This is a genomic window from Bosea sp. AS-1 (genome assembly GCF_002220095.1).
Lineage (GTDB): Bacteria > Pseudomonadota > Alphaproteobacteria > Rhizobiales > Beijerinckiaceae > Allobosea.
The window spans coordinates 4,659,061-4,675,228 of sequence record NZ_CP022372.1 but is presented as its reverse complement, the minus strand read 5'-3'; the positions used below and the strand labels follow the sequence as shown (position 1 = coordinate 4,675,228).

11 protein-coding genes are annotated in these 16,168 nt (G+C 66.8%); 5 read left to right on the top strand and 6 right to left on the bottom strand.

Annotated features, from left to right (window positions below):
• Positions 1-16: 16 nt before the first annotated feature.
• Genes CE453_RS23970 through CE453_RS23950 form a run of 5 tightly spaced genes read right to left on the bottom strand, consistent with a single transcriptional unit; the run spans position 17 to position 5,353 of the window.
• Positions 17-1,228, bottom strand: a complete 1,212-nt coding sequence (locus CE453_RS23970; RefSeq protein WP_089176860.1) for a sialidase family protein — start codon at positions 1,226-1,228, stop codon at positions 17-19.
• Entirely contained in the window at positions 1,228-2,388 is a 1,161-nt protein-coding gene (locus CE453_RS23965; RefSeq protein WP_089176859.1) for an iron-containing alcohol dehydrogenase, read from the bottom strand. The genes CE453_RS23970 and CE453_RS23965 overlap by 1 nt, the downstream gene beginning before the upstream one ends.
• A gap of 13 nt (positions 2,389-2,401) precedes the next feature.
• The gene (gene pdxA / locus CE453_RS23960) at positions 2,402-3,457 is read right to left on the bottom strand and encodes a 4-hydroxythreonine-4-phosphate dehydrogenase PdxA (RefSeq protein ID WP_089176858.1); all 1,056 of its coding nucleotides are present in this window, start codon (positions 3,455-3,457) and stop codon (positions 2,402-2,404) included.
• Positions 3,454-4,575, bottom strand: coding sequence for a four-carbon acid sugar kinase family protein (locus CE453_RS23955; RefSeq protein WP_210191861.1), 1,122 nt, complete (start codon positions 4,573-4,575; stop codon positions 3,454-3,456). Before CE453_RS23955 ends, pdxA begins: the two co-directional genes overlap by 4 nt.
• Positions 4,576-4,582: 7 nt before the next feature.
• A complete protein-coding gene (locus CE453_RS23950) occupies positions 4,583-5,353 on the bottom strand; it encodes an HpcH/HpaI aldolase family protein (protein ID WP_089176856.1) in 771 nt (256 codons plus the stop codon).
• Between the two features lie 242 nt (positions 5,354-5,595).
• Here CE453_RS23950 and CE453_RS23945 point away from each other — a divergent pair, with 242 nt between their 5' ends.
• Positions 5,596-6,336: a FadR/GntR family transcriptional regulator gene (locus CE453_RS23945; protein ID WP_089176855.1), complete on the top strand. Its 741-nt coding sequence runs from the start codon at positions 5,596-5,598 to the stop codon at positions 6,334-6,336.
• Between the two features lie 68 nt (positions 6,337-6,404).
• On the opposite strand, the gene CE453_RS29505 is transcribed toward CE453_RS23945, so the two are convergent.
• On the bottom strand, positions 6,405-10,451 hold the full coding sequence (locus tag CE453_RS29505; RefSeq protein ID WP_089176854.1) for an autotransporter domain-containing protein: 4,047 nt from the start codon (positions 10,449-10,451) through the stop codon (positions 6,405-6,407).
• A gap of 444 nt (positions 10,452-10,895) precedes the next feature.
• Here CE453_RS29505 and CE453_RS23935 point away from each other — a divergent pair, with 444 nt between their 5' ends.
• From CE453_RS23935 to CE453_RS23920, 4 genes are read left to right on the top strand one after another with little or no spacing between them, the layout of a single operon-like run.
• Complete coding sequence (locus CE453_RS23935; RefSeq protein WP_089178120.1) at positions 10,896-12,344, top strand: sensor histidine kinase; 1,449 nt, start codon at positions 10,896-10,898, stop codon at positions 12,342-12,344.
• Entirely contained in the window at positions 12,341-13,030 is a 690-nt protein-coding gene (locus CE453_RS23930) for a response regulator transcription factor (protein ID WP_089176853.1), read from the top strand. The genes CE453_RS23935 and CE453_RS23930 overlap by 4 nt, the downstream gene beginning before the upstream one ends.
• A gap of 19 nt (positions 13,031-13,049) precedes the next feature.
• Positions 13,050-14,654 carry a gamma-glutamyltransferase gene (ggt, locus tag CE453_RS23925; protein ID WP_089178119.1) on the top strand — a complete coding sequence of 535 codons (1,605 nt, stop codon included), beginning with the start codon at positions 13,050-13,052 and terminating at the stop codon, positions 14,652-14,654.
• Positions 14,655-14,714: 60 nt separating this feature from the next.
• Positions 14,715-16,094, top strand: coding sequence for an L-serine ammonia-lyase (locus tag CE453_RS23920; RefSeq protein WP_089176852.1), 1,380 nt, complete (start codon positions 14,715-14,717; stop codon positions 16,092-16,094).
• Positions 16,095-16,168 lie beyond the last annotated feature (74 nt).

Below are 16,168 nucleotides of genomic sequence, written 5' to 3'. Positions count from 1 at the left end.
GTTCTTCTGATGTCGTTCAGCCGCGCTCCGCCCAGCCGGGCGCGACGCGGACGTGCTTGATGGCGCGGCGCCAATAGGTGAAGGCGATCTGGATCTCGCCGTCCGGCGTCTGCGTGATCGAGGGATAGGAGAACTCGCGGTTCAGCCCGTCCTTCGAGTTGTTGGTCATGCAGTAGCCGTCGCCCTCTTCCAGATTGCGCTGCACCGGCCAGCTTCGGCCGCCATCGGCGGAGATCGCGAGCGTCATCGGCGCGCGCGGCGCTCCCCAGAAGGCGGTGTGCTCGGAGGCCGAGGGGACGGGAGTCTCGGCAGCCGCGACGACCGGTTCGCTTTCGTCCTCGATGTCGTCATAGAGGCCGGTGCGGCGATCGGTGGCATCGAGCCGGCTCGCCTTGTTGAAGACCAGCGCGATGCGCCCGTCGGCCAGCACTGTCGCCTGCACCGAGGAGTTGTTGTTCGGCAGCTCGGTTGGCTCCGGCGCGGACCAGTCGCGGCCATTGGTCGAGCGGCTGATATAGACATGGTCGGCCCAGCGGCTGCGGTAGAGCGCGACGAGCCCTCCCGCCGTCTTCAGCACGTTCATGTGCACGCAGCCGAGCGAGCCCGGCACGACATGCTCGTTCCATGTCTTACCCTCGTCGGTCGAGATCCGCACGGCGCTGACGTCGCGGTCGCCGACCCATTTCCGGCCGGGCACGCTGACGCAGTGGAAGACCGGGATCGCCCAGGCTCCGTCGTCGAGGACGACGGGCGGCTGGCGCACGAACAGCCCATGGCCCTCAGGTGCCTCGAACAGCGTCTCGATCGGCCCCCAGGTAACGCCGTGATCGCGCGAGACGCGCTTGCGGATGAGCGAGGTATCCTGATTGCCCGAGATCTGCGCGGTCCAGATCAGCCAGAGCTCGCCCTTCGGCGTGGTGAACAGGACCGGGTTCTGCTCGGAGCGGCCCGGATCATCGGAGAGCTTCTCCGGAGCGCTCCAGCGCTCCGCGCCTTTCGCCAGCCGCGAGAAGTAGACCGAGATGTCCGGAATGCCTTCCTGCGTGCCGCCGAACCAGACGCAGGTGAGATCGCCATTGCCGAGCACGGCGAGATTGGCGGCGTGGTTTTGTACGCACGGGCTCGGCAGATAAGCCTCGGTGCGGGCGGCATCACCCTCGCGCGGATGCAAGGCTCCGTTGCGCTCGGAGAGGCCTGCCGGCTCGATGACGGTCGAATGAGCACCCATCAATAGGCCTCCTCATAGATGGCGAGGATCTCTGCGCGGCTGATGTCGCGGGGGTTGTTGTCGAGCAGGCGGCGAATGGCGTGCGCCTCGCTCGCCATCGCCGGCAGATCGTCGCGTGGCACCTTCAAGCCCGAGAGCGTCATCTCGCAGCCGAGATCGGCGCAGTAGCGATACGCGGCGGCAAGGACATCCTCCTCGCGCGAGCCGCCCTTCAGGCCGAGCGCGGCGAGGATCGCCGCCGTCTTCTCCGGCGCCGCGGGGGCGTTGAAGGCGAGCGTATGCGGGAAGATCAACGCATTCGCCGCGCCATGGGCGATGTGGTGGCGTGTGCCGAGCGGATAGGCCACGGCATGGCCCGCCGCTGTGTTCACCGGCCCGAGACAGAAGCCGCCATAGAGCGAGGCGAGCGAGAGGCCCGCCCGCGCCTCGATATCGGAACCGTCCGAGATGGCCCGCGCCAGGAAACGGCCGACGAGTGCCACGCCCTCCAGCGCATACATGTCGATCAGCGGGTGGGCCTTCTTGCTGGTGAAGGCCTCGACGCAATGCGCCATCGCGTCGACGCCGGTCGCTGCCGTCACAGCCGGCGGTACGGTCAGCGTCAGCGCAGGGTCGATGATCGCGATGTCGGCGAGCATGTGCAGACTCTGCACAGCGAGCTTGTTCTGCGTCGCCGGGTCGGTGACGAGAGCGCGCGTGCCAGCTTCCGAGCCCGTGCCGGACGTCGTCGGCACCTGCATCAGCGCAGCGGCCTTGCGCGCCACCTTCTCGGGGCCGACAACCTCATGCAGCGTCTGGCCGGAGCCCGGCAGGACCGCGACCAGCTTGGCGAGATCCATGGCACTGCCGCCGCCGAAGCCGATGACGAGATCCGGCTCTACCTCGCTCGCCAGTGCGAGCGCGTCCTCGAGATTTGGCACGTCCGGCTCCGGGCGGACGGTGCCGAACACCGTGACCGTACCCTTCAGTTCCAGCGTCGCGACACGGTGTGCATTGAAAGCGTCGGCGACGACGAGGATGCGGTCGAACCCTTGCTCGGCGGCCCAGCGGCCGGCGAGTGCGGCTGTGCCGGCGCCGAACTCAATGATCCGCGGGCGCTGGATCGTGATCGGCGTCGCCAGGCTCGTGGCCGTGAGCGGCTTCGGGCTGTGGATGTTCATCGGGGTGCCTCCCTTACGCCGCGCTGTCGACAGCGTTCGACGCCGCGGCGATGCCGCGCGCCGCGGCCAGTTTCTCGGCGTATTCGATGGCTTCGATCAGGCTGAGTTCGTTGGCGATGCCCTTGCCGGCGATGTCGAAAGCCGTGCCGTGATCCACCGAGACGCGAACGATCGGCAGGCCGAGGGTGATGTTGACGCCGGATAGCGCATCCCAGGTGCCGGTCAGCGGATTGACGTTGAAGCCGAGCAGCTTGACCGGGATATGCCCTTGGTCGTGGTACATCGCGACCACGGCGTCGTATTGCCTGGCCCGCAGCTTGACGAAGACGGTGTCGCCGGGCACGGGGCCGACCACGTCGAACCCATCCGCCACCGCCTTGGCGATGGTCGGCGCCGAAACCTCATCGTCTTCCCTGCCGAACAGGCCGCCTTCGCCGGCGTGGGGATTGAGGGCGGCGACGGCGATTCTCCGGCGGCCGAGTTTGAGCGCCCGCAACGCCTCGTCCGTGCGCTCGATCACATAGCGCAGGCGCTCCGGCGTCAGCTTGTCCGGCACGTCCCTGAGAGCGACATGGGTGGTGACGTGGCTGACCCGCATATTGCCGTGGGCGAGCATCATCACCGACCCCTTGGAGGCGGTGAGGCTCGCCAGCATGTCGGTATGGCCAGCGAATTTGTAGCCGGCCTTGTTCAGCGCTTCCTTGTTCAGCGGCGCGGTGACGATGCCCTGGATGCGGTCGGCCTGAGCAAGACGCACCGCTGTCTCGACCGCGAGATAGGCGAAGCGGCCGCCATCGGCGCTGAGCTCGCCCGGCCTGATCGGCTCGCCCTCTGGCCCGGCCTGGAGACAGGCGAGGTTCGGCCAGTCATCGGGTTCGGCCACCTCGGGAATAGCGATCTCGGCGCTGAGCATGCGGCGTGCCGCCGCCAGGGCGGGGTTGCTGCCGATCACCAGCAGGCGCAGATCGCCCTTCGTGAGCCGGTCCTTCAGCTTAAGGCAGGCCTTGATGATGATCTCCGGACCGATACCGGCGGGATCGCCCATGGTGATGGCGAGATGGGGTTTCATGCTGCCGCTCCGGCGAGTGTCGCGGCGTTGTCCGCGAAGATGTCGATGAGAAGGCTGGAGCCGCCGAAGGCCCCGGATTTCGAGACGATCGTCACACCGTCCCAGCGCCCACCGCGCAGAATCGAGCGCGGCACGCCTGGCGCGACCTCGCCGATAGCGTCCAGCCGCTCGGCCCCCAGCGCCTCGCACAGTCCCCGCAAGGTCTCGCCGCCGGCCGCGAAGAGAGTGGCCGGTCGGTCCAGCTCCGCCAACAGCGCGCCGAACCGGGCTTCGATCGCCTGGGCAGCCTTTCCCCGGGAGAGGCCGGCTGGAAGCTCGACACTGGCGAAGAGGATGCCATCGTCGGCCAACCGGCGGTCGATCTCGGCAGCCTCGCCGCCTGTTCGCGCGGAAAGCCGCAAATGCCGTGTGCCCAGTGCCGCGAGCTGTGCATGCATCATCTCGTGCTCCGAACCGACGAAACCGATGATCGGTTTGGGCAGGGCAACCACCGCTTCCGCACTTTGGAAGCCCATTGCTCGCGCCAGCGCCGCAGCCAGGCCCGCGCTGCCGATCCAGAGAACCTCGCCAGGCCCGCTCGTCGCTGCGACGATCATATCGAGATCGGCATCGGTCTCGGCATCCCAGAGGCTCACGCCCTTGGGCACGGCATCACCGGGCGCCGCCTTGGCGACGTCATGTCCGGCCCCCGCAAGGTCGGCGGCGAGATCGGCGGGCAGGAGACGAACCCCCGCGGGTTCGAGAACATGCTGGCGCCCGCCGCGCGTGACACGCCGTTGCGCCGGGAAGGCCGGCGCGATGATGCAGCGATACGGCCTTAGCAGGTCGAGGATGGTGGCGAGCTCCGCCGCCTCCTGCCCGCGCAGCAGGCTGTCGATCTTCTTGAAGGCGAGGCCCGTTCCGGCGGCGAAAAGTGCGGGCGCCACAGCGGCGACGGCGGCGCTCGCCGCCTCGGGCGAGGCTTCGCGCGAGCGGCTGTCGAGCGCGATCGCGCCTGCTCCGGGCACCTCGCCGCGCCAGCAGACCGCGACCGGCTCGGACGGCGACGCGAAGGCGGCTGCCGCGTCGAGCGCGCCCGTCAGGTCGTCGGCGAGCAGCCGCAGGGGTTGCCGGCACATCGTCATCTCAGCCGCCCTTCACCGTGGCGAGGAGCGAGCGGGCGCCACGGGCGACGATTGTCGTGTCGTTGGCGACGCCGACGAAATCGATGCCTTGGGCGACGCGGCGTACCGCTTCGCCTTCGTTGTTCGTGAGATAGCCGGCCGACTTGCCGATCGCCTTCAGGCGCCTGAAGCCGTCGTCGATTGCAGCTTGGACTTCGGGAGCCTGCGTATTGCCGAGATGGCCCATGGAGGCGGCGAGATCGGCAGGGCCGATGAAGACGGCGTCGACGCCGTCGACCTGCGCGATCTCCTCGATCCGCGACAGCGCCTCCGTCGTCTCGATCTGCACGATGACGCAGATCTCCTTCTGGACCTTGGCGAAATAATCCGGGATCAGCCCATAGGCCGCCGCCCGCGACGAACCGGAGACGCCGCGCGCCCCATGGGGCGGATAGCGCGTGTAGCTGACGGCGCGCGTCGCCTCCTCGGCATTCTGGACATAGGGGAAGAGCAGGGTCTGCGCTCCGAAATCGAGCCAGCGCTTGACCATGACCATGTCATTCCAGGCCGGGCGCACGATCGGCTCGGCCGGCAGCGCTGCCATGACCTGCAGCTGAGCGACGACCTCCGACGGCTCGTTCGGGCTGTGCTCGGTGTCGAGCAGCAGCCAGTCGAAGCCGAGCTGGGCGAACATTTCGGTGAGCGCGGGGCTCGCGAAGGTCGAGAAGATGCCGAGCTGTTGTCGCTTGCCCAGATCGCGCTTGAAACGGTTCGTCCTGACGTCGGCCATCATCCACCTGCTGTCCAGGGTCCAGGGAGAGCGAGCCAGGAGAGGTTCGTGTGCGAACCCGCCATAGGGCGGTGTCGTGGGCGTTTCCTGTCGCTGGCCTCTGCGGACCTTGCGCTTATGGAAGCGCAATGCTGACTACATGTCAACATGTTGTAATTTTCATGCGAAAATCGGCGGTGACACCGGAATCTTAGGCTGAAAATGGCGGACTTGACGAAGTTGTAATTGCTTGTAAGCATGAGGTCATGGATCAGCTTTCCGGATCGCAGCCTTCCGCCGGCGCCCCTCCTTCGCCGCTCGTGCAGCGCGTGCACCACCAGCTACGCGCCCGGATCGCCTCGGGTGAATATGCGGCGAACACGCGCCTGCCCGGCGAGCATGATCTCGCTGCGCTCTACGGCGTTTCACGCCCCGTGATCCGCGAGGCGCTGCGGCGGCTGCGTGATGACGGGTTGGTGTTTTCGCGACAGGGGGCCGGTTCTTTCGTGCGCGGCAGCGAAGCAGAGCAGGGCAAGGCGCTGGCTTTCGCCCCCGTGGGCACCATCGCCGACGTGCAGCGCTGTTACGAATTCCGTCTGGAGGTCGAGCCGGCGAACGCCTTCTACGCTGCCAAGCGGCACAACGACGTCGCGCTCGCTGCGATCGGCCGAGCGCTCGAACTGATGCGCGACACGACCCGTGCCCATGGTCACCGAGAGGATGCGGACTATGCCTTCCACATCGCCATCGCTGAAGCGGCGAACAACTACTTCTTCCTGTCCTCGATGCAGGCGCTGAAGGACCACATCAATGTCGGCATGAAACTGCACGGCCTGTCATTGTTGGGGCCGGCCGGCGGACTGGTCGGTGTGCTCGACGAGCACGATGCGATTTTCGCCGCGATTCGCGACCGCAAGGAGGTCGAAGCGCGCGACGCCATGCGCCGACATATCCAGGGGTCCTACGACCGCCTGTTCGAGGGAAAAGTCCTGGATCTGTCTCTTTGAAGCGCATCGCTGCTGGCCGAAAGGGCGCTCGCCGACGGAACGATCGTGCTTGAGCGAGGGGTTTTCTTTCAGAAACTGACGCTGATCTGAGCGGCGCCACCGATGCGGTTGCCGTTGGCGGAGAGCTCGCCGTCGAGGTTGAGGCCGAGTGTGACGCGCTCGCTCAACCTGGCTGTGATACCGGCGCTGACGAGCGCGCTGTTGCGGTCGAGCTGGGCGCCGGTCGCCGTGAAGCTTGCGCCGGGCAGTCCGATCAGGCTCGCGGTCAGGTCCGCATCGCGCCGGAAATAGTGCGCCCAGGCTGCCCGGACATAGCCGGTCACTGGCACGCCGCCGAGCAAGGTGTCGGCGTCGAGCTGCAAGCCGAGCTCGCTGCGGGCGGTGATGTCGCTGCGCTTGCCGAAGGCCAGTGCGCCGGCATTGGCACCGGCCCAGTTCGTTTCGATCACTGCCGGACTGCGCGCCCGGATCGCCTGGACCGCAGCCAGCGGCGAAAGCGAGAAACCATTCCAGCCGGGCAGCGCTGCGCTCGCCTGCAGCCGTCCACTCCAGGCCGTCGTCACGTAGGAGGAGGAGAGGTTGGAGCCCAGGGCAGGGATCCCGCGGCTGACGTCGTTATCCAGCCGCGCATAGCTCAAGGCCCCGCCGAGCTTCACCGGCCCGAGCTGCGCCACGCCGTACAGACCCGCCTGGAACACATCCGCGTCGATCTTGCCGAGCACGCCCGGCAGCGAGGCACGCGCCCGCCCGCCCGAAACCGCGATGCCGGCCACCGTTCCCGGCAGCAGCCGAAGATCGATACCAGTGGCCAGGTGCGCGTCATCGATCGTCCGCTTCACCGAGCCGATGGTGGCATTACCGTCGGTGCGCCCGTAGGAACCGTAAGCCGAGCCCCAGACCGAATAGAACGGTACGTCGAGCCGCGAGGGAGCGAAGGGCTCATCCGTGCCCTTGCGCTGGCGGCCGGAGAAGGCCGCCAGGCCTGGCCCGGTGGGGACGGCCCCAAGTCGCCCGGCCGCTGTCGGGTCAAGCATCGCGCGCAGGAACTGGTCGGAGGCAAGGCTCGCCATCGCCGGTGCTGCCGTATGGATCTCGCCCGACAAGCTGTTCACCGCCGCCGGGATCGCGGCGGCCGGCAGGTTGTAGATTCCGAACAGTACGGATGGGTCACCGCCATTTTCCACGGCTCCGTCGATCGCCTTGCCGATGGCATAGGCGTTCCTCGGCCCGCTCACCCCGATGAAGACAGGCCCTGCCGGAGGGTCCCCCGGCGTCGTGACCGATGGGTCGACGGGTGTCAGCGGCTTCGGCGCGAGCGTCAGCAGCACTTCGTTGGCGGTGTAGCTTACCGTTGTGGCGACGCCGTCGCCGAAGCTTCCCGTCGTGTTGACCGGGCTGAAGGTGCCCGTAACCCCGTCATTCGCGGAGAGCAGCATATAGGGACTGTTGAAGCTGTAGGCGCCTCCCAATGGTACCAGCCGCAGCGTTCCTGCCAGTGCCGCCGTGCCGCCGACCTCCACCCGGTCCGAAACCGCTCCATGGATCTCGGCCAGATAGGTCGAGCCGGGATTGAAGGTCAGGTTCCCGCGGACCTCCAGCGTTCCGGGCGAGTTGCCCGGAGAAAGCGTTCCGCCATTGATGACCGTCGTCGGGACGACCCCCGAGCCACCCAGCAGCGCGCCGGCCGCGACCGTCACGCCCGAGGATGACACGATCGAGCCGTTCACGATCAGCGAGCCGCCGTCGACGATCGTCGGCCCAGGGTAGCTGTTCGTCTCATTCAGCGTGAAACTGCCCGTGCCGACTTTGGTCAGGGCTCCCCGGCCATTTACGCCCAGATAGCCGCTGAAGATGGCGTCCGTGTTGTTTCCTCCCGTGGTCAGCACAGCTCCGGCATTGAACGATACCTGCGTGTCGACCCCGCCGCTGAGCGAACCGATCTGTTGGTCGAAAGCGAGGAAGAAGTCCGAACCAGCCCCGGTCAGGTTGACCGGCGCCGTGGGCGACAGGGCGTTGGGCTCGTAGACGTTGAACCGGGCGCCGTTGGAGATGTTGATCGCGGACGAGTTGCGAAGGGATCCGTTTTGGCGGATCGCCAGCGTCCCTTCAGTGACATTGGTTGGGCCGGAATAGGTGTTGGTTCCCCCCAGCGTGAGCCAGCCCGTCCCCGACTTTGTCAAACTGCCAGAGCCGGAAATATCGCCGACATAGCCTGCCAAGGCGCTGTTGTTGATGGTCAGTGTCGCCGACCCCAACGCGACCCGGGTACCGGCGTCTCCGACCAGGCTGTTCACGGTTTGATTGTAGCCGTTGAGGTCCCAGGTGCCTGCGGTGAGGGCGATCCCTGCAGAGGACGCCAGCGCGTTCGGCGCGCCCATCTTCAGCGTTCCGTTCTGGATCGTGGTCGTTCCGGTAAAGCTCTGCGCGCTGGTCAGCGTGAGGCCGCCGCCCGACGCTCCCGTCAAGGCGAAGCCGCCATCCCCCGAGATCGTCCCGGAATAGGTGCCGCCCGTCCCCTGGGTGAAGACGACGCCGCGCGTGCCTGCCCCTGTATCGAAGGTCAAGTCACCAGCCATGCTGGAGGAGTTGCCGCTGAGCGTCCCTTCACGAATGAGCCAGCGCTGGCTACCGCCGCCCGATAGCGTCCAGGTCGACGAGCCCGTCTTTTCGTAAGCCGAAAAGCCGGTATGGCTGCTCACCAGATTGCCGATATTGACGCTGCCGTTGGAGCTTCCGCCCAGCGCCAGCACATTGTTGGTGCCGCCGCCCTGAACCACGACATTGCCATCGGTCCTCGAGCCCGCCCGGATCTCGAAGCGGTTGTTGCTGCCGGAGAGCGCGACCGCGTTGGCGCGCGTCACGCCGTCGCCGGAAAGCCCGCCCGCGATCATTCCTGAATTGATGATGGAGATGCCGCCGCTCGCCGCGCCGACGATGCCGACGCCGCCCGCGCCATGGCTGCTGGAAGCGGCAGTGCCGCCATTGCCGCCGGAAATCGTCCCGGCATTGTCCAGGCTTGCGGTCTGGCCGTCCCGGAAGACGATGCCGGCGCCGCCGCCTCCCGCGACATAGACAGGGTTGGCGTCGGACTGGTTCCCGCCCGCCCCGCCCGCGATGCTGCCGCCCGCCATGTTGGCGATCGAGCCGCCCCAGGCTTCCAGGCCGGCGCCGCCTCGGCCGTAGCCAGTCCCGCCTGCGTTCGAATCGCCTCCCTTGCCGCCTGTGATCGCGGCCCGGTTGTCGATGATGCCGAGATTGCTCAGCACACCGGCGCCGCCGGAGCCGGCCCAGGCCCACGCCCCACCCGCACCGCCGCTGATCGAGCCAGCCTGGTGGGACAAGCTACCGCCATTGTACAGGAACAGTCCGGCACCGCCGTGCCCGCCCTCATAACTATCACTGCCCCGGCCGCCGCTGATGACGCTGACGCCGCCCGCTCCGGCGGCGACAGTGATCGCGCCGCCATTGAGCAGCACCAGCCCGGCGCCGCCACCTCCTGCGCCCGCACCGGCGCCGCCGGCGCTGCCGCCGCCACCGCCCGAGACAGCGAACCCGTTCGTATTCATGGTGACGCCAGCGCCCGTCAGGATGAGGCCGCCACCGCCACCGCCACCGCCGCCACTGCCGGCTTGGGAGCCGCCAAAGGACCCGGCCGCTCCCGTGCCACCGGCATAAGCCGAGCCGAGGGAGAGCGGAGAGGTTGTCGTGAGGAGGTTGCCACCGCCGCCGGCTCCACCCGCTCCGCCATTGCGGGGGAATCCGGGATCATAACTGCCGCGGCCGCCGCCGCCACCGCCGCCAGCAGAGAGGTCATTGGGAGCGCCTGGCGCCCCGCCTGCTCCGCCCAGCCCGCCGGCATCGTCGTGACCACGCGTTCCCGCCGTCGCCGAACCGCCGGGTGTCTGTGCTGCCGAGCCGCCATCGCCCCCAAAAATACCGATGGTGCGGTCGCCGCTCCCGCCGCCGCCGCCTGCGAGGCCGCCGCTCCCGAAGGAATAGCCCGTGCCGTTGCCGCCGCCCTGGGTGATCTGCTGCGCGGACGCTGCCTGAGACCATAGCGGCAGCCCCGCACCAAGCGACAAGGCGAGGCCCAGGCAGGTCCGGGATGTCGTCAAGCGTAGGATCTGCCGCCTGGGGGCGGAACTCGCCTGCGTGTCGATCTCTCCTCTCGCGGCGGCAAGGGAGGAAGCGGCCGATCCTGGTAGGGAGGCTGCCGCGGCCGCGCGTGTTAAAAATGGGTGCGTCAGCGAACCGTGGCCACGAACCGTCATCAAAGCCCCCCTGCCGCACGAACGGATCAGGAATCCGTTCGCCCTCCATCCCGCGTCCCGCGTTATGCTTTCGACGCAGCGGCGCTGCTTCGCCGCCCACTCGGCAAGCGGTCCGTCAGCGACGGCAGAGTAGAATCCGAAGTCGGGTCAAACTACCGTTGAATTCGATTGAATTCTGACGAAAACTGACAATTGCCCTTCTCATAGATCTCAACGCAAATCTAGTAAGGTATAAATTTTCAGATATTCTCGCGCGTCGGCGGGGCTGATTCATGAATTTTGATCGAAATGCTTGATCTCAAGACCGTGCTGGTCGTCGCCCTGGCGACCGCAAGCTTGCAGGCCGTCGCCTGGGTCTTCGTGTGGCGGGCCTGGCGCCATCTCTACGAGCTCAAGTTCCTTGCCGCCGGTTTCGGGGCCATCGCCATCGGCCTGCTCCTGATGATCCTTCGTGGCGCGGAGCCGGGCGCCGTCGCGATCGTCCTGCACAACACCGTCATCAAGCTGGGGCTCGTCCTGCTTGCCGAGGGCCTCGCCCGCTTCCTGGGGCAACCTCGCCATAGCTGGATCGGTATCTCGCTCCTCGTCTTCCAGCTCATTGTCTGGAGCACGGCGGTCGCGACCGACCCCGACAACGTCGCGATCCGGATTCACAGCTCGACCATCTTCACCGTGATCATGATGTCGGTGATGTGCCTGGGGCTTGCGCGCGACAGGACCCAGCCCACGCTTCTGCGCTGGATCACCATCGGCATCCTCGCCGAGTATATGGCGGCCAGCATCCTGCAGAGTGTTCTCGAATATCGCCTGCCTGCCGATTTCGACAGCGCCCCGATCCTGGCCGACCGGAACGCCTGGTATCTGCTGCAGGGCACGCTTTTCCTGATTGCGTTCTTCGCCTGCCTTCTCTTCATGGTCAGTTCGCGGCTCTCCGCCGATCTGCGCGGCAAGCATGATGCGCTGTTGCGTGAAGTGGAGGAGAGGAGGCGACTCGAGAGCAGGCTGAGCGCCAGCCTGGAGGCCGAGCGCGCCCTGCGCGACGAGCAGGCCGACTTCATGCGCGTCGTCAGCCACGAGTTCCGCACGCCGCTCGCGATCATTCGCAATGCGGTCGAGATGATCGGGCTCATCGGCGACACATCCTCCGCCGCTACCCGGGAGCGTCTCGCAGGGATCGGCGAGGCCCTCAATCGCCTCTTTTCCCTGATCGACAGGTTCATGGCGGACGACCGCGACAATGGCTTCCAGCCGGAGCCGGTGCAGCTTGGCTCCCTGATCGGCGATGCACGGCTGCATTTCGAAATGACCGCGCGCGGGGATCGGCTGCAGTTTCATGTAGCCGACGAAACAGCCTATCTCCATGCCGACCCGGACATGCTCGGAACGGTGCTGATCAATCTGATCGACAACGCTCTGAAATATGCACCCGACGACCCTTCGATCCGCATCGAAGCCCGGCGGGAAGAGGGGGCCATCGTGATCGAGGTCCACGATCGCGGCATCGGCATTCCGCGGGCCGAAGCCAGCAAGATCGGACGCCGCTTCTTCCGGGCCTCCAACGCCAAGGCGTGCACAGGCACCGGTCTCGGGCTCTATGTAGCGCACAGGTTCCTGGCCTATCACGGCGGAACGCTGCAGCTCGCTTCGAGCGACGGAGGGGGAACGACGGCTACCCTGCGCCTGCCTGCGTCTCGCGAGGGATCCAAGATCGAACTGCCGGAGGAGACGACAGCATGACGCATGTTCTGATCGTCGAGGACGAAGCGAGGCTGCGCAAGGACCTGGTCGATTTCCTCGGGCTGTGCGGATTCTCGGCCAGCGGAGTGTCTACGGCGCTGGAGCTGCGCCAGACCCTGGCGGAAACCCGTTCGCCCGACGTCATCGTCCTCGATGTCGGGCTGCCGGACGGCAACGGCTTCGAGCTGGCGAGTGAGATCCGCGAAAGCCATCGCTGCGGCATCATCATGCTGACTGCGCTCGGTGACAGCGACGATCGCATCCACGGTTTCGAGAGCGGCGCCGATATCTATCTCGTCAAGCACAGCACGCTGCGCGAGATCGAAGCGGCGATCCGCAGCCTGCTGCGGCGAAACGGCAGCTCGCCGGGCTCCGCTGGCAATGGCGATCAATGGGTGCTGGACGGCACGAACTGGCTTCTGACCGCGCCCAACCATCGTTCGCTCAAGCTGACTGCGACCGAGTTCGCATTCCTGGATGCGCTGTGCAGCCGCGGCGGCACCTGCCAGCGCGACGACTTGATGGAGATGCTCGCCCGCCCCAGGTCGCAATTCGGCAACCGCCATCTCGACGCCATCGTCAGCCGATTGCGCCGGAAGATCGAGGAACGCACAGGGCTATCGGCACCGATCAAGGTCGTCTACGGCGTGGGCTATACCTTTACCGCAACTGCAGCCCTGCAATGAGTGTGCACCGATGGTGACGATGAAGAATGCGATGATCGTCGCGCCGCAGCCCGAAGCGGCGGAAGCCGGGGCCGAGGTTCTCGAACGCGGCGGCAATGCCATCGACGCGGCCATCGCCTGCGCCTTCATGCAGGGCGTGGTCGACCCGCTGATGTGTGGCATCGGTGGCTTCGGCTCGATGCAGGTCTATATGCCGCGCCGCGGCGTCCACGAGATCGTCGAGTTCTACGCCAGGGCTCCGCTGGCAGCGACGCCGGACATGTGGCTGCCGAATCTCCTGGGCCAGACGCGGGACGGCTTCGCCTTCCTGCTCAAGGGCGGCATCAACGAGTTCGGCCATCTTGCCGTGTGCACGCCCGGCAGCGTCAAGGGCTATGCCTATGCGCTCTCGCAATTCGGCACGATGGACTGGCGCGACGTGATGGCCCCTGCGATCCGGCAAGCGCATGAGGGCGTGCTCGTCCGTCCGCACATGCACTGGTTCTGGAGCCAGGACCAGAGCGGCGGCGGCGAGGTCAATACCGGCGACAAGCTGCGCTACAGCAAGACCGGGCGCGAGGTCTACTTCCGGCCCGACGGCACGCCGAAGCGCGTCGGCGACATCCTGCTCAACCCCGATCTCGCCGCCACGCTGGAGAATCTCGCGAGCAGTGGCCCGGACGATTTCTACCATGGCGCGCTGGCAGCCCGCATGGCGGCCGATTTCGCGGCCCAGGGCGGGCTGATCGGCGAGCGTGATTTCGCGGCCTACGGGCTCTCCGTCGCGAAGCCCATCTGGGGCTCCTATCGTGGCTACCGCATCTCGACGAGCCCGCCGCCAGCCAGTGGCATGTCGATGCTGCAGATGCTGCACATCCTCGAGAATTTCGACATCGGCGCACTCAAGCATGGCAGCGCGGAGCACATCATCCTGCTCGCCGAGGCGATGCGCCGCATGACTATCGACAAGGATCGCTTCATGGGCGATCCAGCCTATGTCGACGTGCCTGTCGACCGCCTGATTTCCAAGGAGCATGCGGCTGAGCAGGCGTCGGCGATCAAGCGCGGCGAGCGCGCTGTGATCAGCAGGCTGGACAAGTCGCAGCGCGAGACGACCCATGTCACGGTCGTCGATCGCGAGGGCAACGCCGTGGCGTTGACCCATACCCTGGGTAGCCCGTCCGGTGCGATCTCCGACGGACTCGGCTTCATCTATAACGGCACCATGAGCCGCTTCGACCCGCGCCCCGGGCGGGCGGCGTCGATCGCGCCGGGCAAGCGCCGCGCCTCCTCGGCCGCCCCGACTATCGTGTTTGACGGCGAGACCCCGCGCATCGTCATCGGCGCGCCCGGCGGCAGCTATATCGCCCCGGCCGTCGCGCAAGGCATTATGAACATGATCGATTTCGGCATGTCGCCCTTCGAGGCCGTCGCGGCGCCGCGGGTTATGGCAGTCTCGAACATGATCGACATCTCCAACCGCATCCGCCGCAATGTCAGCGCCGAGCTCACTGCCGCGGGATATGACGTCAAACGCTCTGCCCAGACATTCCCTTTCGCCGCCCTTCATGCGATCGGAATCGCCGATGGCCTGTGCGCGGGCGGAGCCGATCCGCAGCGCGACGGCATGGCGATCTCCGTCTGAGATTACGCAGCTTGCTCTGTCGCCGCGGCCGTTTAGGACCACGCCCGGCTGGAGGGATTGATGTTCCTGAGCGTGTTCGATGTCTTCAAGATCGGGATCGGCCCGTCATCGTCACATACGATGGGGCCGATGACCGCCGCAGGACAGTTCTTGAATCGTCTGCGGCAATATCGGTCTCGCCATGATGCCTCGGCCGTCGATGTGACCCTTCATGGATCCCTCGCCTTCACGGGGAAAGGCCATGCCACGGATCGGGCCGTGGCGCTCGGCTTGCTCGGCTGGCAGCCCGCAACCTTCGATTTCGACGCGGCCGAGCGCCAGCTCGACGAGCTCGGCCGCAGCCATCAGTTGCACCATGAGGGCTTGCCGCCCCTGGCGTTCGACCCTGCGACAGACATCGTCTTCGATTACGGGCCGCCCCTGCCGGGGCATGCCAATGGGCTCGTCTTCCGGGCCCGCGCTGCCAGTGGGACCGAGCTGTTGTCCGAGACCTATTATTCGATCGGCGGCGGCTTCGTGGTGACGGCGCAGGAGCGTGAAGCCCCTGCAGCTGCGATAGAGGCGGCATCCTGGCCCTATCCCTTCGCGAACGCTGCGGCGATGCTGCGCATGGCGCGTGAGAGCGGCCTGTCGATCGCGCAGATGAAGCGCGCTAACGAGATCCATCTCCAGCCGGAAGAGGAGGTCGATCGTGGCCTTTCTCGCCTTTGGTCGGTGATGAACGGTTGCATCGAGCGGGGGCTCAGCCAGGAGGGCGAATTGCCCGGCGGTCTGCGGGTGCGGCGCAGGGCGGCGCGCATCCACCGGCAATTGACCGCCGAGAAGCTGGCCAACCGCTCGCAGCCGCATGCCTCGACCGACTGGCTCAGCGTCTACGCCATGGCGGTGAACGAGGAGAACGCGGCTGGCGGACGGGTGGTGACCTCGCCGACCAACGGGGCCGCCGGCGTCGTGCCCGCGGTGCTGCGCTACTACCTCGACCATTGCATTGGGGCGGAACCCGAGAAGGTTTCGGACTTTCTGCTGACGGCAGCCGCGATCGGCGGATTGATCAAGCACAATGCCTCGATCTCCGGAGCCGAGGCGGGATGCCAGGGCGAGGTCGGTTCCGCCGCCGCGATGGCCGCGGCCGGGCTCTGCGCCGTGCTCGGCGGCTCGCCCGCCCAGATCGAGAATGCTGCCGAGATCGCGCTGGAACATCACCTCGGCATGACCTGCGACCCTGCAGCGGGGCTGGTGCAGGTACCCTGCATCGAGCGCAACGGCATCGGCGCGATCAAGGCGGTGGCGGCCGCGTCGCTTGCGCTGCGCGGCGACGGCTCGCATTTCATGCCGCTGGACAACTGCATCGAGGCGATGCGGCAGACCGGCGAAGCGATGAATGAGCGCTTCAAGGAAACCAGCCTCGGCGGGCTGGCGGTCAACCTGCCGGAATGCTGAGCCCACCCCTTCCATTTTTGCATGATATGCCCGGCTGGCGCCCGATAGGGTAGACGCACAAGCCTATAGGATCG

What these genes read in the sequence shown, in the direction of transcription:
- CE453_RS23965 (WP_089176859.1), bottom strand. Translation starts at nt 2,388, where the DNA reads ATGAACATCCACAGCCCGAAGCCGCTCACGGCCACGAGCCTGGCGACG.
- CE453_RS23970 (WP_089176860.1), bottom strand. Translation starts at nt 1,228, where the DNA reads ATGGGTGCTCATTCGACCGTCATCGAGCCGGCAGGCCTCTCCGAGCGC.
- pdxA (WP_089176858.1), bottom strand. Translation starts at nt 3,457, where the DNA reads ATGAAACCCCATCTCGCCATCACCATGGGCGATCCCGCCGGTATCGGT.
- CE453_RS23950 (WP_089176856.1), bottom strand. Translation starts at nt 5,353, where the DNA reads ATGATGGCCGACGTCAGGACGAACCGTTTCAAGCGCGATCTGGGCAAG.
- CE453_RS23955 (WP_210191861.1), bottom strand. Translation starts at nt 4,575, where the DNA reads ATGTGCCGGCAACCCCTGCGGCTGCTCGCCGACGACCTGACGGGCGCG.
- CE453_RS23945 (WP_089176855.1), top strand. Translation starts at nt 5,596, where the DNA reads ATGGATCAGCTTTCCGGATCGCAGCCTTCCGCCGGCGCCCCTCCTTCG.
- CE453_RS23935 (WP_089178120.1), top strand. Translation starts at nt 10,896, where the DNA reads ATGCTTGATCTCAAGACCGTGCTGGTCGTCGCCCTGGCGACCGCAAGC.
- ggt (WP_089178119.1), top strand. Translation starts at nt 13,050, where the DNA reads ATGAAGAATGCGATGATCGTCGCGCCGCAGCCCGAAGCGGCGGAAGCC.
- CE453_RS23920 (WP_089176852.1), top strand. Translation starts at nt 14,715, where the DNA reads ATGTTCCTGAGCGTGTTCGATGTCTTCAAGATCGGGATCGGCCCGTCA.
- CE453_RS23930 (WP_089176853.1), top strand. Translation starts at nt 12,341, where the DNA reads ATGACGCATGTTCTGATCGTCGAGGACGAAGCGAGGCTGCGCAAGGAC.